At 62.6% G+C, this 24,972-nt stretch carries 21 protein-coding genes and 2 tRNA genes; 7 read left to right on the forward strand and 16 right to left on the reverse strand.

Features of this window, described 5'->3' with window-relative positions; all coding sequences use genetic code 11:
• Positions 1 to 60: 60 nt before the first annotated feature.
• The 6 genes from scpB to NKH52_RS31030 all read right to left on the reverse strand — a co-directional run bounded on the left by scpB (position 61) and on the right by NKH52_RS31030 (position 9,389).
• Positions 61 to 828 carry an SMC-Scp complex subunit ScpB gene (gene scpB, locus NKH52_RS31005; RefSeq protein WP_023812189.1) on the reverse strand — a complete coding sequence of 256 codons (768 nt, stop codon included), beginning with the start codon at positions 826 to 828 and terminating at the stop codon, positions 61 to 63.
• Positions 825 to 1,625 carry a segregation and condensation protein A gene (locus NKH52_RS31010; protein ID WP_023812190.1) on the reverse strand — a complete coding sequence of 267 codons (801 nt, stop codon included), beginning with the start codon at positions 1,623 to 1,625 and terminating at the stop codon, positions 825 to 827. The genes scpB and NKH52_RS31010 overlap by 4 nt, the downstream gene beginning before the upstream one ends.
• 62 nt (positions 1,626 to 1,687) lie before the next feature.
• Positions 1,688 to 2,707 (reverse strand): beta-N-acetylhexosaminidase, encoded by a 1,020-nt coding sequence (gene nagZ, locus NKH52_RS31015; RefSeq protein WP_127267596.1) that lies wholly within the window; start codon positions 2,705 to 2,707, stop codon positions 1,688 to 1,690.
• A gap of 132 nt (positions 2,708 to 2,839) precedes the next feature.
• The gene (locus NKH52_RS31020; RefSeq protein ID WP_352736107.1) at positions 2,840 to 6,238 is read right to left on the reverse strand and encodes an SPOR domain-containing protein; all 3,399 of its coding nucleotides are present in this window, start codon (positions 6,236 to 6,238) and stop codon (positions 2,840 to 2,842) included.
• A 103-nt stretch (positions 6,239 to 6,341) separates the two neighbouring features.
• Positions 6,342 to 8,099, reverse strand: coding sequence for an arginine--tRNA ligase (gene argS, locus NKH52_RS31025; RefSeq protein ID WP_352736108.1), 1,758 nt, complete (start codon positions 8,097 to 8,099; stop codon positions 6,342 to 6,344).
• A gap of 75 nt (positions 8,100 to 8,174) precedes the next feature.
• The gene (locus tag NKH52_RS31030; protein WP_127291532.1) at positions 8,175 to 9,389 is read right to left on the reverse strand and encodes a deoxyguanosinetriphosphate triphosphohydrolase; all 1,215 of its coding nucleotides are present in this window, start codon (positions 9,387 to 9,389) and stop codon (positions 8,175 to 8,177) included.
• 90 nt (positions 9,390 to 9,479) lie between these two features.
• Between NKH52_RS31030 and erpA the strand changes: the two genes are divergently transcribed.
• The 4 genes from erpA to NKH52_RS31050 all read left to right on the forward strand — a co-directional run bounded on the left by erpA (position 9,480) and on the right by NKH52_RS31050 (position 11,425).
• Positions 9,480 to 9,827: an iron-sulfur cluster insertion protein ErpA gene (erpA, locus tag NKH52_RS31035; protein WP_013531288.1), complete on the forward strand. Its 348-nt coding sequence runs from the start codon at positions 9,480 to 9,482 to the stop codon at positions 9,825 to 9,827.
• Position 9,828: 1 nt separating this feature from the next.
• On the forward strand, positions 9,829 to 10,224 hold the full coding sequence (locus NKH52_RS31040; protein ID WP_128304007.1) for a VOC family protein: 396 nt from the start codon (positions 9,829 to 9,831) through the stop codon (positions 10,222 to 10,224).
• Between the two features lie 17 nt (positions 10,225 to 10,241).
• Positions 10,242 to 11,036: an exodeoxyribonuclease III gene (gene xth, locus NKH52_RS31045; RefSeq protein WP_352736109.1), complete on the forward strand. Its 795-nt coding sequence runs from the start codon at positions 10,242 to 10,244 to the stop codon at positions 11,034 to 11,036.
• Between the two features lie 89 nt (positions 11,037 to 11,125).
• Positions 11,126 to 11,425, forward strand: coding sequence for a hypothetical protein (locus NKH52_RS31050; protein WP_352736110.1), 300 nt, complete (start codon positions 11,126 to 11,128; stop codon positions 11,423 to 11,425).
• Positions 11,426 to 11,474: 49 nt separating this feature from the next.
• Here the strand turns inward: NKH52_RS31050 and NKH52_RS31055 are convergent, their stop codons facing one another.
• The 10 genes from NKH52_RS31055 to NKH52_RS31100 all read right to left on the reverse strand — a co-directional run bounded on the left by NKH52_RS31055 (position 11,475) and on the right by NKH52_RS31100 (position 23,089).
• A complete protein-coding gene (locus tag NKH52_RS31055; RefSeq protein WP_032901393.1) occupies positions 11,475 to 12,335 on the reverse strand; it encodes a tetratricopeptide repeat protein in 861 nt (286 codons plus the stop codon).
• Positions 12,322 to 14,046, reverse strand: coding sequence for a dihydroxy-acid dehydratase (gene ilvD, locus NKH52_RS31060; protein WP_352736111.1), 1,725 nt, complete (start codon positions 14,044 to 14,046; stop codon positions 12,322 to 12,324). The genes NKH52_RS31055 and ilvD overlap by 14 nt, the downstream gene beginning before the upstream one ends.
• Before the next feature lie 306 nt (positions 14,047 to 14,352).
• Positions 14,353 to 15,582 (reverse strand): OmpP1/FadL family transporter, encoded by a 1,230-nt coding sequence (locus tag NKH52_RS31065; protein ID WP_352736112.1) that lies wholly within the window; start codon positions 15,580 to 15,582, stop codon positions 14,353 to 14,355.
• Between the two features lie 358 nt (positions 15,583 to 15,940).
• Positions 15,941 to 18,724 (reverse strand): valine--tRNA ligase, encoded by a 2,784-nt coding sequence (locus tag NKH52_RS31070; RefSeq protein WP_352736113.1) that lies wholly within the window; start codon positions 18,722 to 18,724, stop codon positions 15,941 to 15,943.
• Positions 18,725 to 18,815: 91 nt separating this feature from the next.
• Positions 18,816 to 18,938, reverse strand: coding sequence for a hypothetical protein (locus NKH52_RS31075; RefSeq protein ID WP_352736114.1), 123 nt, complete (start codon positions 18,936 to 18,938; stop codon positions 18,816 to 18,818).
• Positions 18,939 to 18,944: 6 nt separating this feature from the next.
• The gene (locus NKH52_RS31080) at positions 18,945 to 19,763 is read right to left on the reverse strand and encodes a PopZ family protein (protein ID WP_352736115.1); all 819 of its coding nucleotides are present in this window, start codon (positions 19,761 to 19,763) and stop codon (positions 18,945 to 18,947) included.
• A 214-nt stretch (positions 19,764 to 19,977) separates the two neighbouring features.
• Positions 19,978 to 21,369 (reverse strand): TolC family outer membrane protein, encoded by a 1,392-nt coding sequence (locus tag NKH52_RS31085; RefSeq protein WP_352736116.1) that lies wholly within the window; start codon positions 21,367 to 21,369, stop codon positions 19,978 to 19,980.
• 181 nt (positions 21,370 to 21,550) lie between these two features.
• Complete coding sequence (locus NKH52_RS31090; protein ID WP_352736117.1) at positions 21,551 to 22,219, reverse strand: protein-L-isoaspartate O-methyltransferase family protein; 669 nt, start codon at positions 22,217 to 22,219, stop codon at positions 21,551 to 21,553.
• Between the two features lie 90 nt (positions 22,220 to 22,309).
• Positions 22,310 to 22,383: transfer RNA gene (locus tag NKH52_RS31095), tRNA-Cys, on the reverse strand.
• Between the two features lie 448 nt (positions 22,384 to 22,831).
• Positions 22,832 to 23,089, reverse strand: coding sequence for a hypothetical protein (locus NKH52_RS31100; RefSeq protein ID WP_352736119.1), 258 nt, complete (start codon positions 23,087 to 23,089; stop codon positions 22,832 to 22,834).
• Between the two features lie 222 nt (positions 23,090 to 23,311).
• Between NKH52_RS31100 and NKH52_RS31105 the strand changes: the two genes are divergently transcribed.
• From NKH52_RS31105 to NKH52_RS35545, 3 genes are all read left to right on the forward strand, one after another.
• Positions 23,312 to 23,386: transfer RNA gene (locus NKH52_RS31105), tRNA-Asn, on the forward strand.
• A gap of 128 nt (positions 23,387 to 23,514) precedes the next feature.
• Entirely contained in the window at positions 23,515 to 23,892 is a 378-nt protein-coding gene (locus NKH52_RS31110; RefSeq protein WP_352629401.1) for a hypothetical protein, read from the forward strand.
• A 90-nt stretch (positions 23,893 to 23,982) separates the two neighbouring features.
• Positions 23,983 to 24,468, forward strand: a complete 486-nt coding sequence (locus NKH52_RS35545) for a DUF8453 domain-containing protein (RefSeq protein ID WP_502908152.1) — start codon at positions 23,983 to 23,985, stop codon at positions 24,466 to 24,468.
• Positions 24,469 to 24,972 lie beyond the last annotated feature (504 nt).

A 24,972-nucleotide genomic window follows, 5' to 3' on the forward strand; every position in this document is an offset into this window, starting at 1 on the left:
TTCGACGGGAACGCCCGCTACGAATCCGCGCATCCTCATCAAGTTCGCCGCCAATGCCAGTCAATCTTCCGTGACGCGCGGCGTCAGCAGGCCGAGTTCCTCGAGATCGATGTCGGTCAGCGCATCCTCGTCGTCGGTCAACGCGTCGGGATCGGCCGGCGGCTGCGGAATGGAGAAATTCGACGGCATGCGGCCCGAAAGCAGTCCAGCCCCCTTCAGTTCCTCCATGCCAGGAAGATCGCGGATCTCTTCCAGCGCGAAATGGTCGAGGAAGGTCTCCGTCGTGCCGTAGGTCACTGGGCGTCCGGGCGTCTTTCGCCGGCCGCGCATGCGCACCCATTCCGTTTCCAGCAGCGTGTCGAGCGTGCCTTTCGAGGTTTCGACGCCGCGGATGTCCTCGATCTCGGCACGCGTCACCGGCTGGTGATAGGCAATGATCGCCAGCACTTCGAGAGCCGCGCGGGAGAGCTTCCTTTGCTGGACGGTATCGCGGCTCATCAGGAAGGCCAGGTCGCCGGCCGTGCGGAACGCCCAGGCGTCGCCGACACGCACCAGATTGACGCCGCGCCGCGCATAGATCTGCTGCAGCTCGGCCATGGCCAGGGCAATGTTGATGCCGTCAGGGAGGCGGGCCGCAAGCTGCTTTTCGCTGACGGGTTCAGCGCTGGCGAACACGATCGCCTCGGCCATGCGCACGGCCTCGGCCAGATGCAGCCGTTCGGCCGGGTTCTGTAGCTGCTGCTCGGCCGGATCCTGGGAAAGCGACTCCTCTTCGGGTTCATCGCCGACCTTGAACGGGACAACCGAAGCGTTGGCGCGTTCGCTCATGATGCCACCTCGACTGCCTTGATTGCCTGCGTGCGGCCGCGCAGGTAGATCGGCGCGAACACTTCGTCCTGCCGCACCTCCATCGTGCCGTCGCGCACCAGTTCCAGTGTTGCCGCGAAGGAACTGGCGATCGCCGTGCGCCGCTCCTCGGGGCTGGTCATGTACGCGATGAGAAAACTTTCCATCGTCGTCCAGTCGCTCACGGCCCCGACCAGGCGGGTCAGGATGTCGCGCGCGTCCTTGAGCGACCAGACACCGCGCCTGGCGATCGTCACATTGTTGATCGCCTGCTTCTGCCGCTGCTGGGCATAGGCGGTCAAGAGATCGTAGAGCGAGGCCGAATAGGCGTTGCGCTTTTCGACGATGACCATTTCCGGCATACCGCGCGCGAACACGTCGCGGCCGAGCCGGTTGCGGTTGACCAGGCGCGCCGAGGCGTCGCGCATGGCTTCCAGCCGCTTCAGGCGGAACTGCAGCACCGCCGCCAGTTCCTCACCGCTTTCGCCCTCGTCGCCGGGCTGCTTGGGGATCAGGAGCTTGGACTTGAGGAAGGCCAGCCACGCCGCCATCACCAGATAGTCGGCGGCAAGCTCCAGCCTGAGCGCCCTCGCCGTCTCGACAAAGGTCAGATATTGCTCGACCAGCGCCAGGATCGAAATGCGCGCCAGATCGACCTTCTGGGTGCGGGCCAGATGCAGCAGAAGATCAAGCGGACCTTCGAAGCCGGCCACGTCGACAACCAGCGACGGGTCCCCGGTAACGCGTGAATCGTCATTCTCGGCCCACAGACGGTCCATCGGTGCGGCCTTCGCGGCCTTGCTTTCCAATGTTTCCGCCACTGCCTGTCGCTTTCCCTTTGCTATGCCACCGCATCGAAGTAGGTGGCGAATTCGGCACGTATTTCGGTTTCTTCAACCGTGTCACGGTTCTTTATATAGGTCAGCGCCCGCTTTGCGCGCTCCAGCGACGTGCCCTCAAGCCCCGTGGTCCGCGATGCGATGCCGGCCATCTCCTCAAAAACGCCATTGCAGTGAAGGACCAGATCGCAGCCCGCTGCAAGGATCGAGGCCGCCTTTGTCGGGAAATCCCCAGAAAGTGCCTTCATCGAGGTGTCGTCGCTCATCAGCAGTCCGTCGAAGCCGATTTCGCGCCGGATGATCTCGTCGATGACCTTGCCGGAGGTGGTCGCCGGATTGTTGGGGTCGATCGCGCTGTAGACGACATGGGCTGTCATCGCCATCGGCAGATGGCTAAGCTCCTTGAACGGGGCGAAATCATGCCGCTGCAGATCGCTGAGCGAGGCATTGACCACCGGCAGTTCGAAATGCGTGTCGGCAAAGGCACGTCCATGACCCGGAATATGCTTCATGACCGGCAGCACGCCGCCCGACATCAGCCCTTCCGCGGCTGCGCGGCCGAGCTCGATCACCGGTCGCGGATCCTTGCCATAGGCCCGCGCGCCGATGACATCGCTGGCGCCTTCGATCGGCACATCGAGCACCGGCAGGCAATCGGCTGTGATGCCGTAGCGCAGCAGGTCGAAGGCATGCAGCCGCGCCATCAGCCAGGCCGCTCGGGCGCCGGCATCATGATCGTCGCGCCACAGCGCGCCGAGCGCGCCGCCGGCGGGATAGTTCGGTGCCAGCGGCGGTCGCAAGCGCTGCACACGGCCGCCTTCCTGATCGATGAACACCAGCGCGTCCGGACGCCCTATGCAGTCCCGCATCTCGGCGACCAGATCGCGGATCTGTTCAGTCTCGCCAATGTTGCGCGCAAACAGGATGAAGGCCCACGGGCATTCATTGCGATAGAAATTGATTTCTTCGCGGGTAAGCGATTTCCCGGCACAGCCGAGGATCATGGATTTTGATTCGGTCATGTCGGCAGTTTAGGGCTTTGCGCGATCAAAGGGAATCGCCAGGGATTCATCCGGGACAATGCCGGATCTGCTTTCCCCATGAAAAAAGCCGGCGCGGTGGACCGCGCCGGCTTTTGATGGTTGGCACCGGCTTTAGCGCGAGACGAAGCAGTTGCCGCCGGCGGCCTTGTAGCTGGTGCACAAATTGATCGCGTCATTGCGTGACTGGGCCGGAACGCGCACGCGGTAGAACGTGCCTTTGCCAGCGATCTCGGCCTTGACGATGTTGGCGGTACGCCCGGCAAGCACGCTGCCATAGCGGCGCTGCAGATCCTGATAGCTGGACTGGGCGCTTTCGACGGTCGGCTGCGAGGCGATCTGCATCGACCACGAGCCACCGCCGGCCGCGGTCGATGCCGGATCTATGGACGCAACCTGATCGGGCTTGACCTCGCCGACAACATCGACCGGCTGGTCGGACGGACGCTGCGGCGCGAGCGGAACCTTTGCCGGCGTGTTCGCCGATTGGGCCTCGGCTTTCGGCTTGGCGACCGGCTTGAGGGCCGGCTCGTCGTCCGCCTGGGCGGCGGCAGGCGCCACGGTGCCGGTCTGGTCCGCATCGGCTTGCGCCGCCGGGGCGACATGCTGCGGCGCCGGATCGACCGGCTCGGTAGCGGCCACTAGCGGCGCGGCGGGCGCTGCCGGATCTTCACGCGGCACCAGCGAACCGTCCGACTTGACCACCATGGTCCTCACCTTGCGCGGCGCAACGGCGACGACATCGGCATTGGTGCCCTTGTCGGCGTCCTGCAGCACCTGCGCGATGCGATCCTCGGACTTGGGCGCGGGCGCCGTGTTATCGGCAGAAGCGTTGTCGGCCGAAGCGGCGCCGGCCGTCGGGGCGGCATTGCCGGCATCGGTTCCAGCGGCGGCTGCATTCTGGTCCGGCGAAAGATCGATGGCGCGGGCCGGGTCCTTCGCCTGCACGTCCACCGGCTCTTCGACGTTGGTGACCAGCTTTTCCTGGACCGGCTCGGCTGGCTTGGCGCCCCTGACCGCGTCGTAAACCTTGTTGTCTTGGTTGGGCACCACGGCGCCGCCCGGATTCTCCGGCTTGACCTTGATCGGCGCGTTGTCGGCCTTGACGATGACAGGCGCTTCGCTGCCGCCCTTGCCGCCAAAGGACAGCGCAAAGGCGCCGAGACCGCCCGCGACGGCGACCGCGCCGACAATCGCGGCGATGAACAGGCCGCGTCCGCGCGACGGCCTCGCGGCCTCACGCTCGCCGAGCCCCGGAACAGCCATAGCCTCGTCGAGTTCGGGATCGTAGTCGAGTTCATCGACGGTGAAATCATCGGCTTGCGAAACCGGCTGGCTCCCTGGCAGACTGTCGAGGTCGAAGCCGGAGGCGTCGGCATAACCCGTGGGTGCCGCCGCGCGGGCGGACATGTCCATCGGCCGCGCGGCATAGGTCCGCGCTTCCGGCTCATAGCCCGGCTTGATCCCATCATAGCCCGGCTTGATCCCATCATAGCCCGGCTTGACCCCGTCATATGCCGGCTTGAAGCTGTCATAGCCCGGCTTGAGGCTGTCATAGCCCGGCTTGAAGCCCGCGGCATAGGAGTCATCATCGTAAGACGCGCCGGCCAAATTGCCTGTGGGAGCGGCAGCGACCTCCACCGCGTTCATCTCGGAGAGGAGGCTGGAGAACTCCGCATCGAGATCGTCGTAGCCAGGCGACGCTGGTTGGTCTTCCTCGAAGTGCAGTTCGGGAATATCGAGATCGTCCGCCAGCGCGACGACACGCTCGGGTACATCGACCGTTTCGACGTCGGGCATGTCTTCGTAATGCGCCGGCTGGCGCGATTGCGGCGCCGACACCGGGGCAGCGGGAGCCACGGCCTCGACCGGCTCGGACGAACGGTAGGACGTCATGGGGGCGACTGCCGGCGCGGCGGCCACGGATGCCACCGAAGCGGCCGGCTGAGCACCAAACGCAGGCTGAGCGCTGAATGACGGCTGCTGCGGAACCGGCGTCACGCGGCTCCACGAACGCGTCGGCTCTGCCGGTTGGGAACGCTCCGCAAGCCAATCGAGAGTATCCGCCGAATTGCCCCGGTCAATGGCTTCGTCACGCGGATCAAGATCCTTGGGCAAAGCCGCGTCGAACGCATCATCGTCGAAATCGACATCGCCAACCGTGTTCCAGGTCGTATCCTGGAGTTCATCAAGCATAAGGTCGTCAATATCCGCATCGGCCGCTTGGGCCGTGTCAACATGCCGGTCCTGCTCAGGCGCGGGTTCGTCAAGATCCCAGTCGAGGTCGCCGACAAGGTCGGCCGGCTCCTCGGTGGTCTCGGCAACAGGCGGCAGGGCGGCGACAGCCGGCTGAGCCGTGACGGGCTCACTGGCCACCGGCACTGTGCGCGCCGTCATGGCACCCAGCAGCGCATTCAACTCGTCTTCCAGGCTCCGCTCGTCCGTGGTCGAGGCATGCGCCGCGGCTGCGATGTAGGCTTCCGGCGCCGCCGGCTGGGCGGCAACGGCGGCAACCTCTGTGACCGGCTCTTCCACCGTTTCGGCAAACGCGTCGTCCAAATTCAGGTCAAAAGCATCGTCCGGCACGCCCTCAGGGCTGGGAAGCTCGCCCTTCGCGTCAGCGACATCGGCAAACGCATCATGCGTTGGCGGCTCGTCGAAGGCATCCGGCTCATCCGCGCGAACGTCGAAATCCATGTCGACATCAGCCATGGCGTCGTCGAAATGGCCGGCAAAGCTTTCATCGGAGATTGCATGGCCGTCACGCGCCGCCGCTTGCTCCGGCATGGGATACTCGACGGGCTCGGCGACCACGAACGACTGTTCGGCCGCCGAATGGTCGTCGAGCACCAGCTCGTCTTCAAGCGAGACTGCCACCGCATCGTCGAATGCGTCATCGGAGGCAACTGGCTCGACAGAAGCGGGCGTGTCGGCAACGGAGTACTGGGCCTCTTCGGCTTCCTCATCGATCCGGAGGTCCTGGTCGAGCGAAGTGGCAAGCTCGTCCGCCATCGACTGATCGTCCTCGAAGGGGGAGACGTCCTCAAGCGAACCGGCGACGGCATCGTCAAAATCAGACGCGAAAGCCGGCTCGACGGACGGCGCGGCTTCAGCTGCGACCGCATGGCTGGTGCCGGCGACGTGGCCGTCGATCTCAGCCATGTCCAGTTGGAAATCGTCGTCGAGCGACACCGAAAGCTCGTCGTCCATCGCGCTGGCGTCAGCCGCTTGGAATGCCGGCTCATGCACGAAGGTCGGCTCATGAGCCTGGACAACCGGAGCGGCGTCGCTGTCGTCAGCGCCGAACTCGCCCATCATTTCTTTCTCGAGATCGATATCGAAATCGCCCTCTTCGAGCCCGCGATCGGCGGCTGGGGCCTGCGGCTGGGCGGGCGATTGCGGCCTGACCGGCTGGCGCGGGTCGAATCCCATGATCCTGGTCAGTTCCGCGAACGGATCATCGTCAGCGATGTCGTTGTTGTCGGCTACTCTCAGCTGGGTTCTGTCTGCCATTATTGTTCCCGAACTCGCACTCATTCGGACGCCATGGACGTCGCGTAGGGTTGGCCCTTACCAGCGCAATGTGGGCAAAAGGTGACAGGTTATTTAGTCAAACCTAACGCATTTCGGTGGGCGCGGCGGCCCCGATCAACGTCAGGCCGGACGTCAAAACGTCCGAAACAGCCTGCACCAGCCCTAGTCTGGCATGCGTCAATTGTCGGTCGTTAACCTTAACAAAACGTAAGTCCGGATTATCCGTGCCACGGTTCCAGTGTCCGTGGAAGCTGGAAGCCAGATCATAGAGGTAAAATGCCAGCCGATGCGGCTCGAGCGCAAGGGCGGCGGACTCGATCAGCCGCGGGTATTCGGCGAGCTTGCGGATCAGACCGATCTCGCCCTCATCGGTCAGCAATGCCGCGGCCGACGCCAGGCTGTTGCGGTCGAAATTGGCTTCGCCCAGTTGCTCGCTCGCCTGCCGGAACACCGAATGACAGCGCGCCGAGGCGTACTGGACATAGAATACCGGATTGTCCTTGGACTGCTCGGTCACCTTGGCGAAATCGAAATCCAGCGGCGCATCGTTCTTGCGGTAGAGCATCATGAAGCGGATCGCGTCGCGGCCGACCTCCTCCACCACTTCGCGCAGCGTCACGAAATCGCCCGACCGCTTCGACATGCGCACCGGTTCGCCCTCGCGAAACAGCTTGACCAGATTGCACAGCAGGACAGTGAGCTTCACCTCGTCGCCGGCAATCGCCCGCGCCAAGGCCTCCAGCCGCTTTACGTAGCCGCCATGGTCGGCGCCGAGCACATAGATCAGGTCGACGAAGCCGCGATCGACCTTGTCCTTGAGATAGGCGACGTCGGCGGCGAAATAGGTGAACGAGCCATCGGACTTGACCAGCGCCCGGTCCATGTCGTCGCCGACCGCGGTCGAGCGGAACAGCGTCTGCTCGCGGTCCTCCCAATCGTCGGGTTTCTCGCCCTTGGGCGGCGGCAGCTTGCCCTTGTAGATATGGCCCTTCAGCGTCAAATCGTTGATCGCCGAGCGGATCTTCCTGGCATTGTCGGCATGCAGCGTGCGCTCGGAGAAGAACACGTCGTGATGCACGTTGAGCATCGCCAGGTCCTCGCGGATCATCGCCATCATCGCATCGATGGTGCGATCCTTGACGATGGCGAGCGCCTCGTCATCCGGCATCTGCAGAAGCGAGCGGCCGAATTCCGTGACCAGCGCCTGACCGACTGGCACCAGGTAATCGCCCGGATAGAGACCGGCAGGTATTTCGCCGATATCGTCGCCCAGCGCTTCGCGGTAGCGCAGGAATGCGGAACGGCCGAGCACGTCGATCTGCGAGCCTGCGTCGTTGATGACATATTCCTTGGTCACGTCGTAGCCGGCGAAGGCCATCAGATTGGCAAGCGCGTCGCCGACGACAGCACCCCGGCAATGGCCGACATGCATCGGCCCGGTCGGATTGGCCGAGACATATTCGACATTGGTCTTCCTGCCGCCGCCAACCGTCGAGCGGCCATAGTTGCGGCCCTCGCCGAGCAGTGCGGTCAGATGTGTCTGCCAGAAGCCGTCCTTGAGCCTGAGATTGACGAAACCGGGCCCTGCCACTTCCGTCGCCGCGACATCCTTGTCGTCACGCAGCGCCTGCGCCAGTCTTTCGGCCAGCGCGCGCGGGTTCTGGCCGGTCGGCTTGGCCAGCACCATCGCCGCATTGGTCGCCAGGTCGCCGTGGCTGGCGTCGCGCGGCGGCTCGACGGCAATGCGCGACAGGTCAGGCGAAACGCCATCTTTATCTTTCAGATCAAGCGCTTCGACGGCTTTTATGATTCGCGCGGTGAAATCGGCGAAGATGTTCATTTGTGTGACTCTGGGGTCTGGCTCTGGCGGCTTTGCAGCGAATCCGGCTCGGTGGCCGGCAAAATCGAGCCCGCCCTAGCCCAATTCAGGCGTATGGTCAAACAAACGCCTGTGTTCCTTGAGTGCGTAGGTGTCGGTCATACCCGCCAGGAAGTCGGCGACGCTGCGCGCCTTGATGCGGTCGTCGGCCCGATCCAGCCCCTCGCGCCAGCCGTCCGGCATGGCGCGCGGATCGGCGAAATAGGCGTCAAACAGATTTTTGACGATCTGCTCGGCGTCCGCGCGCACCCGCATAACCTCCGCGTGCCGGTAGAGGTGCTTGTACAGGAAGGCCTTCAGTTCTTTCTCCAAGGCAGCCATTTCGGCCGAGAAAACCACCATCGTCTCGCCAGCTGCCCTCACTGCATCGGCGCTCCGCGGCCTGATGCGATCGAGATTGGCGGTCGTCGACTTGATCACGTCCTCGACCATGGCGGTTATCTGCCGCCGCATCAGCTCGTGGCCGGTGCGCACATCATCGAGGGAGGGATAGCGTGAGCGAACGCCTTTCAGGATCGTTCCCGGCAGCGAAACCGTCTCCAGCATGTCCAGTGTCAGTAGCCCTGCCCTCAAACCGTCATCGATGTCATGCGTGTTGTAGGCTATATCGTCGGCGATCGCCGCGCATTGCGCCTCGATGCCGGCGAACCGGTCGAGTTCGAGATCGTGCAGTTCAGAGTAATCACGGATCGCCTGCGGCACCGGCCCTTTCAGACCCTTGCCGTTGGCGTCCGTCAGCGGCCCATTGTGCTTGACCAGGCCTTCCAGCGTTTCCCAGGTCAGGTTGAGCCCGTCGAATTCGGCGTAGCGCGCCTCCAGCCTTGTCACGATGCGCAGCGATTGCGCGTTATGGTCGAAGCCGCCCCAGGCGGCCATCTTCTCGTTCAGCGCATCCTCGCCGGTATGACCGAAGGGCGTGTGGCCGAAATCATGCACCAGGGCCACCGCCTCAGCGAGATCCTCGTCACCGCGCAGCGCCCGTGCCAGGGCGCGCGCGATCTGTGCCACTTCGATCGAATGGGTCAGCCGGGTGCGATAGTGGTCGCCTTCATGCGCGATGAAGACCTGCGTCTTGTGCTTGAGCCGCCGGAAGGCCGTCGAATGGATGATGCGGTCACGGTCACGCTGGAACGGCGTGCGGGTCGGGCTTTCCACCTCGTCGAACAGCCGTCCGCGCGACTTTGCCGGATCACAGGCATAGGCGGCGCGTGGCCGATAGCCGAATCCGATGTCGCCCAACTCGTTGGTCATGGCTGATGCTGCCGCGTTTGACTTAGCCAGGTTGACTTGGCCCCTCGCGCTTCATACCTATCATGTGAAACCGAAAGCAAGGTGACGCCCATGGGCGCTGATGCCAAGACTGCCATGAAAGTCGACATGACCGAGGCCGCCGCCAAGCGGATCGCCAGGATTGTCTCGAACGAGGCCGGCAAGACGGCGCTGCGCGTGTCGGTCGAAGGCGGCGGCTGCTCGGGCTTCTCCTATAAGTTCGATCTGGTCGATACGCGCAATGACGATGACGTCGCCATCGAGAAGGACGGCGCCACCGTGCTGATCGACGACCTGTCGCTGGTCTATATGGGCGGCTCTGTGATCGATTTCGTCGACGATCTGATGGGCCAGTCGTTCCAGATCCGCAACCCGAACGCCGTCGCCTCCTGCGGCTGCGGCACGAGTTTCTCCATATAGAATGCCTGCCATCGGTGCGGTCCGTCAGATCGCGCTGTCGGCCGGCCGTGATCTCGACGCCACGCTGGCTTTCTGGCGCGACGTGCTCGGCATGGCGGTTCATGCGCGCTTTGACCCGCCAGGCATCGCCTTCATCATGGCCGGCGATATCAGGCTGCTGTTCACCGACGGCATACCGGCCGGAACCGTCTATCTCGACATATCGGGCCTCGATGACTTCCATGCCTCTGCGGTCGCGGCCGGCGTGCCCTTCACCGCGCCGCCAACACTTGTCCATCGCGACACAGAGGGCCAGTTCGGTCCGGCGGGGGAAAGCGAATGGATGGCCTTCCTAAAGGACCCGGCTGGCAATACGATTGGCCTCGTCGAACGCCATCCGCCGCAAGAATCCAACTGAACAGCATCGAGACCGCCATGAAAATCGTCACCTGGAACATCAACGGTGTCCGCGCCCGCATTGGCAACCTCACCCATTGGCTGACCGAGAGCGCTCCCGACATCGTCTGCCTGCAGGAGATCAAGACCGTCGACGAGCAATTCCCGCGCGCCGAGATCGAGGCGCTTGGCTACAATGTCGAAACCCATGGTCAAAAGGGTTTCAACGGCGTCGCCCTGTTGTCGAAACTGCGTTTCGACGAAGTCATCCGGGGCCTGCCCGGCGACGATGCCGATGAACAGGCGCGTTTCATCGAAGGGGTTTTCTCGACCGACAAGGGCGCCTTGCGCGTCGCCTCGCTCTATCTGCCGAACGGCAATCCGATCGATGACGAGAAGAAGTTTCCCTACAAGCTGTCGTGGATGGCGCGGCTGGAGCGCTGGGCCGAAGAGCGGCTGAGGCTGGAGGAGGCTCTGGTGCTCGCCGGCGACTACAACGTGATTCCCGAGCGGATCGACGCGCGGTTTCCGGAGAACTGGCTGGGCGACGCGCTGTTCCAGCCGCAGACGCGACAAGCCTTCCGCCGGCTGCTCAACCTTGGTTTCACCGAGGCGGTGCGCGCGGTCACCGACGCGCGCGACACCTACACGTTCTGGGACTATCAGGCCGGCGCCTGGCAGAAGAACAACGGCATCCGCATCGACCACCTGCTTTTGTCGCCGGAAGCCGCCAACCGGTTTTCTTCCGCGTCGATCGAAAAGCACGTGCGCGCCTGGGAAAAACCGTCCGATCACGTCCCGGTGGCGATCAATCTCGCGCTTCAGCCGGCCTGAGAGAACCCTCGCCGGGCACGCAGGCGCTGGACCTCATATCGCCACATTTCGCGCCGTTCATTGCGGGCCAGCATGGCGGCTGGGGTTCCATGAGCACACGATTTCATCTTGGTTTGATCGGCCTGGCATTTGCCGTGGCCGCTCCCGGTGCGGCATATGCCGACCAGGAATGCCTTGCCAATGGAAAATCCTACCAGATCGGTCAGATCGCCTGCCTGACGGTTGCCGACCGGAGCCATCTGGCCCGCTGCGACATGGTGCTCAACAACACCTCGTGGACGAAGATCGGGGATAGCTGCCCGGAAAACACCTTGGCGCCACACCCCCATGTCACGCCGATCTCGACGCCGGCGCCCAGCATGGAGCCGACGGAGCCGATCGAGAACTGATCACGACCGAAAATCGAGTGCTGCTGGTGAAGCTGACGCGGCCGCGAGACTACTGGTCCGCGTTGTTGCCCTTGGTGAGGATATCATCGGCCAGCGAGATGGCGGTGCGGCGGTCGGCTTCGCCGGCGGTGGCAAATGCCTCTTCCTGCATGCCGCGGATCCAGGGCTGGTCAGCCGGCGAAGCGCGTTCGAGCGCTGCCGTCATCATCGCCAGGCCGCGAACGATTTTGCCGCTCTGGAACAACAAATGGCCCAGTGTCGCCTGGGCGCCGGCATGGCCTTTCTCGGCGGCGAGTTGGAACCAGCGCCCGGCCTGCTTGACGCTGGCCTTCACGCCGCCCTCGCCCTTCAGGAACATCTGCCCCATTTCGAACTGCGCGTTCGGATTGCGGTAGTTGGCGGCGGCGCGCATGTAATATTCCTGGGCCGCCACCTCGTTCTCGGCGACCGGGCTGCCGGGAATGCCCGTGCGCAAATAGTCGCCAAGCGCCACCAGCGCGTCGGAGACATAGCTTTCCTCAGGCGAGCCGGGCTCAACGTCCTGGTCGACGATCTCGGAGAAGAACTTGAACGCCTCATAGTCATCGCGCGCCACGCCGTCGCCCTCGGCATACATACGGGCAAGCTTCCAGGTGGCACCGATCTGGCCGTTTTCGGCAGCGTATTTGTAGGCCTCGGCAGCCTGTTCCTTGTGGCCGTTCTTGTAGGCGGAGAAGCCGAACTGGAAGACCGCCCAGGGGCTGGATTGCGGCTTCACCCCGGTCTTGTCGTCGAACACCTTGTCGTCGAAGGCCATGGCCTGGCCCACGGCGCCAAAGGTCGCGCCAAATGTGGCGGCCACGACCAGTGCCGAAAAGACAGACGACCTCAACAACTCTGGTGTTGACTTCAACAACTCAGATGTCCGCATAACAGTGTGTTTCTTTCGCACCGCCCGGATGGGTCACCGCGCCATCGCGCGCCGGCCCTACCGTCTGTGCATATTTCCATATCGCGCCCGACTGATAGTCGGTCGCGCGCGCCTTCCAATTCTTTGCCCTCGCCGCCAGTTCGCTATCGGACAACGCCACGTCGATCGTGCCGTTCACCGCGTCGATCGAGATCACGTCACCATCCCTGAGCAGTCCGATCGGGCCGCCCACGGCTGCTTCGGGGCCGACATGGCCGATGCAGAAACCGCGCGTCGCGCCCGAGAAGCGCCCGTCGGTGATCAGCGCCACCTTGCCGCCCATGCCCTGGCCGTAAAGTGCTGCCGTCGTCGACAGCATTTCGCGCATGCCGGGGCCGCCGCGCGGTCCTTCGTAGCGAATGACGAGAACCTCGCCCTCCTTGTAGTTGCGATGCGTCACCGCCTCGAAACATTCCTCTTCCGAATCGAAGCAGCGTGCCGGGCCGGAGAACTTCAACTCCGCCATGCCCGCGACCTTCACGATCGCGCCTTCGGGGGCAAGATTTCCCTTCAAACCCACGACACCGCCGGTTTGGGTAATGGGTGTGTTGGCCGGGCGGACCACGTCCTGATGCTCATTCCAGACAACGTGCTGCATGTTTTCGGCCAAAGTGCGGCCAGTCACGGTCATGCAGTCGCCATGCAGATAGCCGTGGTCGAGCAGCGTCTTCATCAGCAGCGGAATGCCGCCGGCCTCGAACATGTCCTTGGCGACATATTTGCCGCCCGGCTTGAGGTCGGCGATGTAAGGCGTCTTCTCGAAGATCTTGGCCACGTCGAACAGGTCGAACTTGATGCCGGCCTCATGGGCGATCGCCGGCAGATGCAGTGCCGCGTTGGTCGAACCGCCGGTGGCCGAGACCACGGTCGCCGCATTCTCCAGCGCCTTCAGCGTGACGATGTCGCGCGGCCGGATATTTCTGGCGATCAACTCCATGATCTTTTCGCCGGAGGCGAAATTGAACCGGTCGCGCATTTCATAGGGAGCCGGCGCGCCGCAGGAATAGGGCAGCGCCAGGCCGATCGCCTCGGCAACGGTGGCCATGGTGTTGGCGGTGAACTGGGCGCCGCAGGAGCCGGCCGACGGGCAGGCCACCTGCTCGATTTCGAGAAGTTCGGCATCATCGATCGTGCCTACCGAGTGCTGGCCGACCGCCTCGAACACATCCTGCACGGTGATCTGGCGGCCGCGATAGCTGCCGGGCAGGATCGAACCGCCATAGATGAAGATCGACGGCACGTTGAGCCGCACCATGGCCATCATCATGCCGGGCAGCGACTTGTCGCAGCCGGCCAGCCCGACCAGCGCGTCGTAGCAATGGCCGCGCATGGTGAGTTCGACCGAATCCGCGATGACCTCGCGCGATACCAGCGACGACTTCATGCCCTGGTGACCCATGGCGATACCATCGGTGACGGTGATGGTGCAGAATTCGCGCGGCGTGCCGCTGGCGGCCGCGACGCCCTTCTTGACCACCTGCGCCTGGCGCATCAGCGAGATGTTGCAGGGCGCCGCCTCGTTCCAGCAGGAGGCGACCCCGACCAGCGGCTGCGCAATCTCGGCCGCCGACAAACCCATCGCATAGAGATAGGAACGATGCGGCGCCCGCGCCGGACCGACGGTCACATGGCGGCTGGGGAGCTTAGCCTTGGAGATGACTTTGGCGTCCATACTCTTCCTTGCCCCATCTTCCCTGCAAATGGGGCGGAGCGGCCTGCCCCCTCGCCGAGCCTTTTGGCGCGTGTCCCGAGACAAGATCGAGGTGCGCCGGGTTTATGGCGGGAAATAGGCAATTTCCTCAGCCCGGCTTCCAGCGCAGGGGTTGTTCAGAAAGTGTTGCCAAAACGTCACAATCGCACGAGGTGAAAGAGGTGCGGCTAATATGCAACGCAGCTTGGATACGGGGCGCACGGGCGATGCCGGCTCAAACGAAAAAGGCCGAGCAACGCCCGGCCTTTTGCTAGAATTTTCAGTTGCTTAGAACTTTATCTTGATACCGCCAGAAAACGCTGTGACCAGATCGTTGCCGAAATCGTAGCTAGCATCCTCGCCTGCGACATATCCGTTCTCACCGGCTAACTCCCCTGAGTGGCCGCTGGTCAGCACGCCGATCGCTCCAGCAAGCCGCACTTCGATATTGGGCCGCGGTGTATAGGCGACGCCACCACCCAGGGTCCACGTATCGGACTGCGCGCCGTAGCCATGCGAGGTGCCACGATCCCAGGAAAGCTGGCCAGCGGCACTCCACTGATCGTTGAACTTGTGGCCGACACCACCTGAAACGGTCCAGCCATCTCGGTACATCAGGTCGAGCGAAGTCACAGCAACCGGAGAACCCGTGACGCATGACGATGCCGGAAAGCCCACTGGGCAGATCGGGACGCTTTGCAGCAAGCTCCAGTTGACCCACTTGATCGAGCCGAAAGCGAGCCAGCCGGGCGCGATGCCTGACTGCAGTTTCAACTCCACCGAATCCGGCATGTACTCCGTCGCACCGAAGATCGGTATAATTTGCCCGCCGATACTGGTGAGATCGAGCGTTCCCGAGATATTGTCGAGCTTGACTTTCGAATTGTAGACGAGGCTCGCACGCAACGCGATGTCGGGGATTTCGTAGGCGACGCCGGCTCGCCAACCCCAGCCGTTGGCCTCCAGGTCCACGCGGCCGATCGGTGACGGCCCAAATGGATTGAAACCCACCAAGCTTTCCTTGAAGCCTGAAATTTCCTGGTAGAACAGGCCTCCGATAAAACGGAGCTGGCCCTTGCCGACATCGAACTTGTAGGAGCAGGTGCCGGCGTAGTTGTTGCTCTTGATATCCGTTTCGACGTTGGAAAACGCGCCGTTCCACGACGCCCCGGGGGCTGTGTGCGCGCCCCATGGCTGTGAATAGTCAACCATGCAGTCGACGCCCTGCACAACCTGGACCTTGGCTCCGATGCGCGGAACCCAATAGCCCTCGGCGCCATCGGCCGTGGAATTGAGGAAATTAAAGCCGGCTGGCCCAGTTGCATTCTTGTACTTGCGATCCGGCATGACATAGGTCGCTTCAGCTTCCGTAGCGAACGGCGCCGGATCAAACAGCAAATCGATATCGTAGCCGCCGCGCTCCAGGCCGCCGGCATGTGCCGAGTTCATCGCCGTCCCGATCAACGCCAGCGAAAAGCAGCCCGCCCCCAGCAGCGCCTTCAGTCGCAGAATAGTCATGAAATGTCCTCCCCGAATTCGAGTGCATCAAGCTAGAACCAATTCAGGTTAACGGTGCAACAACGAATTCGCGGGCGTACATGTACACATTGGCCAGGCGCATTTTCCAGGAAATGCAACCGGGTGCGGGAAGGCCGAAAAATGGTCTGTGAGGGCTGAGCGGCTCTCAAAAAACAGAGAGAACCACCCAAAAAGGCTCGAAAACAGGCCTTTTTTGGGCCCCAGGAGCCCCATTGTTACATTATGGCAACAATGGGGCTAAAACTTCCGTTTACGTCAATATTAACGCAACGGCATGCTGATTTTCGAGGCGAAAAACAAGCACTTTAGAGAAGGCTAAAGTCTCGCGAATCTACCTTCAACCGGCGTCGCGAACCCTGGTTAGCGCGACCGACAGCTTGTCCTGCGCATCGCGGTATTCAGCGAGCTTTTCACGCTCGGCATCGACGATCTCGGCAGGCGCGCTGGCGACGAACCTTTCGTTCGACAGCTTCTTGTGCAGGCGCGCGATCTCCTCGGTCACCTTGGCCAGCTCCTTCTGCAGCCGTGCAGCCTCGGCGGCGAGATCGATCAGGCTGCCAAGCGGCAGGCAGATCGTCGCCTCATTGAGCACGATCTGTGCCGAGCCCTTGGGCGCGACATCGGCAAGCGACATGTCGCCGACCCGCGCCAGCCGCTTGATCGCCGAATCCTCGCGAACGAGGCGCTCGCGTGTCACAGCATTGGCGCCGACCACGACGAGCGGTGCAATGGCTGCCGGCGGCACGTTCATCTCCGAACGCACGGAGCGAATGCCGGAGACGAGGTCGACCAGCCAATTGATGTCGGCGGCGGCCTCGGCGTCTTCGAAATCCGGCGACGGCCACGCGGCATGGCACAGCAGCGAGGGGCGTTGCTTGCCTTCGCCGGCGGTCTGCGCCCACAGTTCCTCGGTCATGAAAGGCATCATCGGATGCAGCAGCTTGTAGATCTCGTCGAGTACGAAGGCGACGCAGGCTCGGCTTTCGGCCTTGGCCGCCTCGTCGGTGCCCATGAACACCGGCTTCAGCAGTTCCAGATACCAGTCGCAGAACAGGTTCCAGACGAAGCGGTAGGCGGCACCCGCCGCCTCGTTGAAGCGGTATGAGGTGATGCCATCGGTGATCTCGCGTGCCGCCCGCGTCAGTTCGGTGAGGATCCAGCGGTTGACCGCCAGCTTGGCATCGTTGAGCCAGAAATCGTCATTGCGCGCGACCTCGTTCATTTCGGCGAAGCGCGTGGCGTTCCACAGCTTGGTGCCGAAATTGCGATAGCCGGCGATGCGCGCCGGATCGAGCTTCACGTCGCGGCCTTGCGCCGCCATCACCGTCAGCGTGAAGCGCAGCGCATCGGCCCCGTATTCGTCGATCAGGTCGAGGGGGTCGACGACGTTGCCTTTCGACTTCGACATCTTCTGCCCGTTCTTGTCGCGCACCAGCGCGTGCATGTAGACGGTGTGGAACGGCTCCTCATCCATGAAGTGCAGGCCCATCATCATCATGCGGGCGACCCAGAAGAAGATGAGGTCGAAGCCGGTCACCAGCACGTCGGTCTGGTAGTAGGTCTTCAGCTCCGGCGTCTCATCAGGCCATCCCAATGTCGAGAACGGCCACAGCGCCGACGAGAACCAGGTGTCGAGTACATCCTCGTCGCGGGTCAGGATCTCGCCCGGCTGGAAATTCTCCAACTTGTCCTCGACCCAGCCCTTCCAGGGTCCTTCCAGAGCCAGGTAGTATTCGATCGCGGCGCTCAGCGCCTCTTCCTCGGTCTTCTCGACGAAGACGCGCCCATCCGGCCCGTACCATGCCGGGATCTGATGACCCCACCACAGTTGGCGTGAGATGCACCAGGGTTCGATATTTTCCATCCACTGGAAATAAGTCTTTTCCCAATTCCCGGGTATGATCTTGGTGCGCCCCTCGCGCACCGAAGCGATCGCCGGCTTGGCCAGTTCCGCCGCATTGGCATACCATTGCTCGGTCAGGAACGGCTCGATCGGCACGCCCCCGCGATCGCCATGCGGGACGGCGTGGCGATGCGGCTCGACCTTTTGGAGGAAGCCGCCCTCTTCCATCAGCTCGACGATCTTCTTGCGCGCGACGAAGCGGTCGAGGCCGTCGAGTTCGTCCCAGACAATTTGGCGCTCCGGCGTCACCTCGAGGCCGGCAAGGAAATCCTCATTGTCCCTGAGGCTTACCGCCGCCTCCGTGGTCAGGATATTGATCGCCGGCAGCTTGTGGCGCTTGCCGACCTCGAAGTCGTTGAAGTCATGCGCCGGCGTGATCTTGACCGCGCCCGAACCTTTTTCCGGATCGGAGTACTCGTCCGCCACCACAGGAATCCTGCGACCGACGATCGGCAGGACGATGTTCTTGCCGACCAGATGCCGGAAGCGCTCGTCGTCAGGGTGCACGGCGACGGCCGTATCGCCCAGCATCGTCTCCGGGCGCGTCGTCGCCACGGTGATGAAGGTTGTTGGGTTTTCCGGGTCGAAGACCTGGCCCTCTACGGGGTAGCGGAAGTGCCAGAGATTGCCGTTGACCTCCTGCTGCTCGACCTCGAGATCGGAGATCGCGGTGAGCAGCTTGGGGTCCCAGTTCACAAGGCGCTTATCCTTGTAGATCAGCCCTTCCTTGTAGAGCGTGACGAACACTTCGAGCACGGCTTTGGACAGGCCTTCGTCCATAGTGAAGCGTTCGCGTGACCAGTCGGCCGAGGCGCCGAGCCGCTTCAGCTGGTTGAAGATCGCGCCGCCGGATTCGGCCTTCCACTCCCACACTTTCTCGATGAACTGTTCACGGGTCAGGTCGCGGCGATGGATCTGCTTTTCCATCAGCTGCCGCTCGACCACCATCTGCGTGGCAATACCGGCATGGTCCATGCCCGGCTGCCACAGGACATTCTTGCCGCGCATGCGCTCGAAGCGCACCAGTATATCCTGCAGCGTGTTGTTGAGCGCGTGCCCCATATGCAGCGAACCGGTGACGTTCGGCGGCGGGATGACGATGGTGAAGGCTTCCGCCCCCTCCTCGGCCCCGGCACCGGCGCGAAACGCGTCGGCCTCTTCCCAGACTTTGGCGATCTTCGGCTCGACGGTTTTGGCGTCGTAGGTCTTTTCAAGCATGGGAAAATGGTCCGCGCTGTCGGGAGTTTTGCTGGTCCGGTGTAAATCGGAAGGTTTTGGCCAAGTCAACCGCAAGGGCTGTCTCGGACCCTCACAACCAGATAGGCGCGGCCTTGGTCATTTCAACGGAAAGCGATCCGTCGTCCTGCCGACAAACTGACTTCACCAAAGGAAACGGCGCCACGAAGGCGCCGTTTCCTTTGGCGATCGGCATGGGGAACTACTGCGCCCCGCGCGCCACGCGCTCGATCTCCTCGCGCACCAGCCTTTCGACCAGTGTCGGCAAATTGTTGTCGAGCCAGTCCTGCAGCATCGGCCGCAGCATCTCTTCGGCCATTTCGTCGAATGTCTTCTTGCTGCGGCTGGCAAACGCATCGGAAAGCTCGCCAAAGGCAGCCGCGACCTGCCGGCCGGTGTGCTCGGAAACGATCGCCGGACGCGGCGCGTCGCTGGCCGCCACCGGCCGCACCACGCTTGCATCCGGACGAGACGGCTCGACGGCTGCTTTCGCGGTCGGTTCGTCACTTGGAGTCTCCACGGACGGCTGGGCAGCGGTCTTGGGGGCTTCGCTCCGGTCCGACACCGCGCTGGCCTGCTCACCGACCGCGGCAATCTCGCGACGCCAATCGGCGATGGAAGCGTCGGCGACAGGACGCGATCCCGGCGCTTCAACCGTGATTGGCTCGGCGGCGACGCGGGCGCTGACCTCGGCAAGTGTCATCGATGGCTTTGCCGGGCTGGGATCGGGGCGCACCGGCGTTTCCATGCGCGCAACCACCGGCTCGGCCGCCGGCAACTGTGCCTGGACTTCCGCCAGCGTGACCGGCTTCCTGCCCTCGGGGGCGGCATGCAGGTCGGCGCGAAATGCTTCGATGTCGGGGGCGGTCTCGGCGCTCGACGACGGCTCCAGATCCTGGCTCAACTCATCGGCGTCGCCCGGCTGCTTGCGGCCGCCGTCGCTGTCCTCAATGATCCGCCGGATGGAAGCCAGTATCTCTTCCATGGAAGGTTCGCGCTGTGCGCTGCTTGCCGTTGCCATCGTCACATCCGCCGCCCTTGTGACCCCTGTTGGGTTTTCCGCTCCGGCAGAGCCGGATCGAATCATGGCGACAGAGTAACCGACGGATCGCCGCACGAGAATCCCCAATCTGGGGACTTGTGGGATTTCAACAGATTAGCGCGATCTGAACCCGAGAGTCGCAGTACGAAAGATCCTGCTCAAACGAGGAACACGGCCAGTCCTGGCGAACGCCTCAGCGGCCGTCCGGCGTGCGCAGGCCGTACCACTTGTCCTTGACCGCGTTGTAATGCTCTTCAGGCTTGTATTTCGCTACCTGCAAGCCAAGGCGGTCGACGGACAGACGGCCGGTCGCCTGCAGGATGGCGTAGCTCGCCACCACCACATCATGCTCATAGCCGGTATGGTTGATCTCGGCGGTGATGACGGCGGCCTGGGCGTTGAGGACATCGAGCGTGGTACGCTGGCCGACATTGCGCTCTTCGATGACGCCGTTCAACGCCAGCTTCGCGGCCTCGATCACCTGCCTGTTGGCCGTCAGTTGCTGCTGCGCGGCGGTATACTCGGTCCAGGCGGCGGTGACGGCCTGGCGCACCTGGTCGCGGCTGACGTCGACCTGGATGCGGGCCTGGCTGAGCGATTCCTTGTCCTGGCGCACGATCGCCGAGGTGCGGCCACCCGAATAGATCGGGATGGTCAGCGTTGCCCCGACACTGGCCGAATTGGTCGTGCCATCCTGCGAACCGACGCCCGGCAAAGGCGAGGTATTGCGGTAGGCGCTCGAAACGCCGGCGGAAGCCGACAGCTGCGGCAGCAGCGCGCCTTCGGCCGATTTCACCGAAAACGCGGCGGCGTCGACCAGATGCTGGGTCGCAAGGATAGCCGGATGCTCGTTCGCGGCCACCCCGACTGCAGCGGCGAGGCTCGACGGCAACAGCTTTGCCACTGGCGAAGCGCCCTTGAGCTTGCCCGGCTCGTCGCCGACGATCTGGCGATAGATCGCCGCACTTGCCAGCGCCTGCGCCCGGGCGGCACTCAGCGACGCCACCGCGGCGGCCCGCGAAGCATCGGCCTGGGCGACATCGGTGCGCGTGCCTTCGCCAACCTCGAAGCGCGAACGCGCCGCGCGTGCCGTTTCGGTCAGGAACTGCAGGTTCTGCTCGGTCAGCACAGCGACCTGCCGGTCGCGAATCACGTTCATATAGGCTTGGGCCGCGCTGAACAGGATACCCTCTTCGGTGTTGCGCAGGCTTTCGACCGAAGCCCGGACCTGCGCTTCGGCGGCAGCGACGTTGTTCCTGGTCTGAAAGCCGTCGAACAGCGTCTGATTGATCTGGACGCCAAAATTTCCGGTGGTCAACCGCACGCTCGAATTGGTGCCGTTGAGATGGCTGCTCGAATAATCAATATCCGCCGAGCCGGTGACAATCGGGCGGTAGCCCGACTTGGCGATGGCGACACCCTCGTCGGTGACGCGAACGCCCGCGCGGGATGCATTCAGCGTGGAATTGTACTGATAGGCCTTTGCAAGCGCGCCGGAGATGCTTTCGGCTGAAGCCGCCAGTGGGGACAGCATGGTCGCCGAAACGAGGACGGCGGTGAAAAGTGACTTGCGTAAAGACGGCACGGTTAAACCCTCATTCGTTTTCCATGGGAACCGCGCCGCGCCTGCTTCTCTCATTGATCAGCCGGCGCCGCGTGTTCGATGTTCCCTGCTGCTCACCCCAAAGTGCCCCCAGTCTGGGATCCGCAGCGATCGTTCAAATGCAAGCGACCATGACACAGCCTCTCCTGCAAGGCCAAATCATTCAGAATTCGAAAGCACGAATGCGTTCAAACCCCGGTAGTGGCTTAATTGCCGCATTAAATGCACGTCTTCCGGTTACAACCCCCCCTGCCTTGAAAAAGAGACGGGCCACGCCGGAATTGCCCTGCCCTTCGACGGCGACAAGGCGGCCGCCTTCGGCGAGTTGGTCCAGCAGCGCCACCGGCACTTCCGCGACGCTGCCACCGACGAAGATGACGTTATAAGGTGCCTTGGCGGCATGCCCCTGCGGCAACGCGCCCTGGACGACGGTCACATTGCCGCAGCCAAGCGACGAAAGCGTCGATCTGGCGGTTTCCGCCAGCGCCGAATCACTTTCGAGCGCCACCACGGACCTGGCCAGCCGCGACAGGATGGCCGAGGCGTAGCCGGTTCCGCAACCGACATCGAGCGCCGAATCGGTCGGGTTGATCTCCGCGAGTTGGATAAGCTTGGCCAACGGGGATGCTTCCATCAGGTAGCGCGCGCCGTCCGCGCCGGTGGCAATGCGGATGTCCTCGTCGATATAGGCCAGATCGCGCTGGGCGGCGCCGACAAACATCTCTCTTGGGACGACAAGCATTGCATCGAGCAGCGGCGCGCTGGTTACATCGGTGGTGCGGACCTGGCCGTCGACCATCTTGACGCGTAGTTCGGAGAAATCAGCGCTCATGTCCCAACCAATCCGCTTGCCGCGCCAGAACCGCGGTCCATTGTGTCAGGAACTTCAGGCCCCTGCGCTGCCGCGCGGGGGCCCGGGCATTGGAGGCCTCGCCCGGAATCGAACCGGGGTGCAAGGATTTGCAGTCCTCTGCGTAACCACTCCGCCACGAGGCCTCATTGCTCCCGGCGTTCCACCCGGTTCCAATAGGTTGCGGCGAAAATGCCGTCAAGCGGCCACCGTGCATTCCGAACGGTTTCCTCGCGTCAGTCCAGACGGCACCCGGCAAATCGCCGGACCGGGCCTGACCGCTCCATTAGCGGACAATTAAGCATAGCCTGCCCGGAGAAGAAACTCATCGGCGGCCCGTGGGTTGGACATGGAAGGAGGAAGAGCCATGCACCGGACAGTGGCAGCAAATACAAGTGCCTCGTCCGGCCTGTCCCTGCCACAATGCGGAGAGCTTCTGCATTACGCAACCGACCGTCTGTCCATCGAAGGTGCGGACAGCCTGTCGCCGCATGACAGGGCAAGGCTTGCCTCGGCCGCGGCGATTCTCAAGCAATCCATGAGGCACTGGAAGAACACGCCGCCCGCTGAACACCCACCTTGCGCTATCGGCGGTCAATCGGACCGGCGACGCCGTTCCCACCAGACGACAAAGCGACGCCGGTGACGGCGAACCATGGCGAATTCATAGGACAGCACCAGCAATCCGAGCGGAACCATCCAGAAGCCGAGGATTGGCAGGAAACCGAGGATACCGCCGATGGTCAGCAGGATGCCGATCGTGATTCTGAGCCCGCGCGAGCGCGGCATTTTGAACTCGCGCCCGAAAACGGAGATTTTCCGCGCCGGCATCTGGTTGTCTTGTGCTGTCATCGTCTCGAAAAATTGACCCGTTTGATTGTTCGCAAGCATGCTGGAACAAAGCCGCCGCCGCGCTTTCGGTTCCATATCCCCGCCAAGGCGGCTAATATGAGGGCTTCCTTCGACGATTGCGAGAAACGCCTGCGCGAAAAAGCCTCGGAAAAATGTGAAAAGCTTCTTTGCAAAGCCGAAAAGGGCAGCTATAGGCTGCGCCACTCACATAAGAGCATCCGTTCCCCGGTAGCTCAGTGGTAGAGCAACCGGCTGTTAACCGGTTGGTCGCTGGTTCGAATCCGGCCCGGGGAGCCAATCTTTTCAAACACTTAGATGTCCTTGCACCGGCCGCAACTTTGCGGACGATCTCTTGGGGGCTACATACGGGGCTACAAATGCCAGAATCACCCCATCGTGCGCCACCCCTAGGAAAACTCTTGCGAATGACGCGCAAGGAAGCGGCTTCAAACCAAATCAGTCTTGCCATCAGACTTTTCCACGAGGAAGAATTCGCCGGCGCTATAACCTTAGCATTGGCGGCGGAGGGGCAAATGCCCCCAACCATGTCGCCTCACGTCTTGAAGACGTCAAAGGATAAGGCGGTTCCGTTCATGGCGGAACGCGACTTCGTTTCTAAGATGAACGAGGTCCGGGATTGGCTGAAGCACCACAAAGATCCCGAGGAAATGCATATCTACGAGATCGAGGCGTTCTTCGCGGTGGCTAGGGCGACGTCTAAGTTCTGTGCTGTCTATGACCACAGCACGCCCGAGATCGAAACTTTCGTCGCGTGGTACAGGGCCAACCTCAAGAACCGGTAGATGCCGCAAAAATTTCCTGCGACTATTGGCAAGTCCGTGCGACATGGACGCGACATGGGAGGGGGATGATTTGGTATAGACTGGGTTAACGTGGGGGCACTCGTCGCCACGGTGATTGCCCTTGGGCTCTCACTTCATTTCTGGAGGCGGCAGTTTCGCCCACTCGTCACTGCGATGGTCAAAACTCATCACGGAGACAACACGGGTCTATACTTCAATCTTGTCGTGCTAAATTCAGGATCTATCCCGGCTCGCGACGTTTGGTTTGAGGTGGCAGATCCGGCAGCCCTGGCAGCCGCTTTCGGGCGTGGCGCCACCGATGAGCGAAAGAGGGATTGGCTGTCCTGCTTTGCTACCAAAGACCTGATCCCAGTGCTTCACAATGGAACCCATGTTTCATGTTCATTTGGCATGACCCAAGGTCTAGAGGCAGGATTCTGGAAGCACGCCGCTCAATTCCCAATTCGCATCTACTATAGGGGATGGTTTGGGAGGTTTGGGAGAAGGAGCTACACCGAAGAGATGAAGCTACGAATTGTCGACACCGACACGTTCACTGGGTTCATGTGGGGGTAATCAGCCATCCGCCACCTCTCGGCAGCGCGCCGTCGCCGGGGCTGCCTGTGCAACAAAGGCCGTCGATCCGCGTTGAGGCTCGTCTCAATGGAGCTTCGAGAATGGACCCGGCAACCGCAGCAGTATTGCTTTTACTCTCTTGCAGCCCAGGCCAGGCTGCCGTCTGCAAGCCCATTGAGGTCGCGCCGACCACATATGCGTCGTTTGACGCTTGTCGGGCATCTCTGAAAGACAGGCTCGCAGGTGCGCCAAACGGGGAAATCGTCGGACGATGCCATCCGGTCGACGAGACTGTCACCGGTTCACTGCCCGCCGGGTACACCACCGTTGTTGTCACGCGGGGCGTCGGGAGCAAAGCCATCAGCAATAGCTACATCGTTCAGCACAAAGAATAGAAAAGCCCCGCATGAAGCGCGCCCCCTAGAGCGGGATGAAATGAGACTGAATCGGCTTGGGATTCCCTTAGGCGTGCAAATCTGATTCAACCTTCATGCTGGGCAAGGA

This window comes from Mesorhizobium sp. M1066 (assembly GCF_040318635.1).
Classification (GTDB): Bacteria; Pseudomonadota; Alphaproteobacteria; order Rhizobiales; family Rhizobiaceae; genus Mesorhizobium.

Coding starts and splice junctions, on each gene's coding strand:
- NKH52_RS31040 (WP_128304007.1), top strand. CDS start 9,829: ATGCCTGCCATCGGTGCGGTCCGTCAGATCGCGCTGTCGGCCGGCCGT.
- NKH52_RS31065 (WP_352736112.1), bottom strand. CDS start 15,582: ATGACTATTCTGCGACTGAAGGCGCTGCTGGGGGCGGGCTGCTTTTCG.
- NKH52_RS31070 (WP_352736113.1), bottom strand. CDS start 18,724: ATGCTTGAAAAGACCTACGACGCCAAAACCGTCGAGCCGAAGATCGCC.
- NKH52_RS31075 (WP_352736114.1), bottom strand. CDS start 18,938: ATGCCGATCGCCAAAGGAAACGGCGCCTTCGTGGCGCCGTTTCCTTTG.
- NKH52_RS31055 (WP_032901393.1), bottom strand. CDS start 12,335: ATGCGGACATCTGAGTTGTTGAAGTCAACACCAGAGTTGTTGAGGTCG.
- NKH52_RS31080 (WP_352736115.1), bottom strand. CDS start 19,763: ATGGCAACGGCAAGCAGCGCACAGCGCGAACCTTCCATGGAAGAGATA.
- scpB (WP_023812189.1), bottom strand. CDS start 828: ATGAGCGAACGCGCCAACGCTTCGGTTGTCCCGTTCAAGGTCGGCGAT.
- erpA (WP_013531288.1), top strand. CDS start 9,480: ATGGGCGCTGATGCCAAGACTGCCATGAAAGTCGACATGACCGAGGCC.
- NKH52_RS31090 (WP_352736117.1), bottom strand. CDS start 22,219: ATGAGCGCTGATTTCTCCGAACTACGCGTCAAGATGGTCGACGGCCAG.
- NKH52_RS31030 (WP_127291532.1), bottom strand. CDS start 9,389: ATGACCAACGAGTTGGGCGACATCGGATTCGGCTATCGGCCACGCGCC.
- argS (WP_352736108.1), bottom strand. CDS start 8,099: ATGAACATCTTCGCCGATTTCACCGCGCGAATCATAAAAGCCGTCGAA.
- ilvD (WP_352736111.1), bottom strand. CDS start 14,046: ATGGACGCCAAAGTCATCTCCAAGGCTAAGCTCCCCAGCCGCCATGTG.
- nagZ (WP_127267596.1), bottom strand. CDS start 2,707: ATGACCGAATCAAAATCCATGATCCTCGGCTGTGCCGGGAAATCGCTT.
- NKH52_RS31110 (WP_352629401.1), top strand. CDS start 23,515: ATGACGCGCAAGGAAGCGGCTTCAAACCAAATCAGTCTTGCCATCAGA.
- NKH52_RS31100 (WP_352736119.1), bottom strand. CDS start 23,089: ATGACAGCACAAGACAACCAGATGCCGGCGCGGAAAATCTCCGTTTTC.
- NKH52_RS31020 (WP_352736107.1), bottom strand. CDS start 6,238: ATGGCAGACAGAACCCAGCTGAGAGTAGCCGACAACAACGACATCGCT.
- NKH52_RS31050 (WP_352736110.1), top strand. CDS start 11,126: ATGAGCACACGATTTCATCTTGGTTTGATCGGCCTGGCATTTGCCGTG.
- NKH52_RS31010 (WP_023812190.1), bottom strand. CDS start 1,625: ATGGACCGTCTGTGGGCCGAGAATGACGATTCACGCGTTACCGGGGAC.
- xth (WP_352736109.1), top strand. CDS start 10,242: ATGAAAATCGTCACCTGGAACATCAACGGTGTCCGCGCCCGCATTGGC.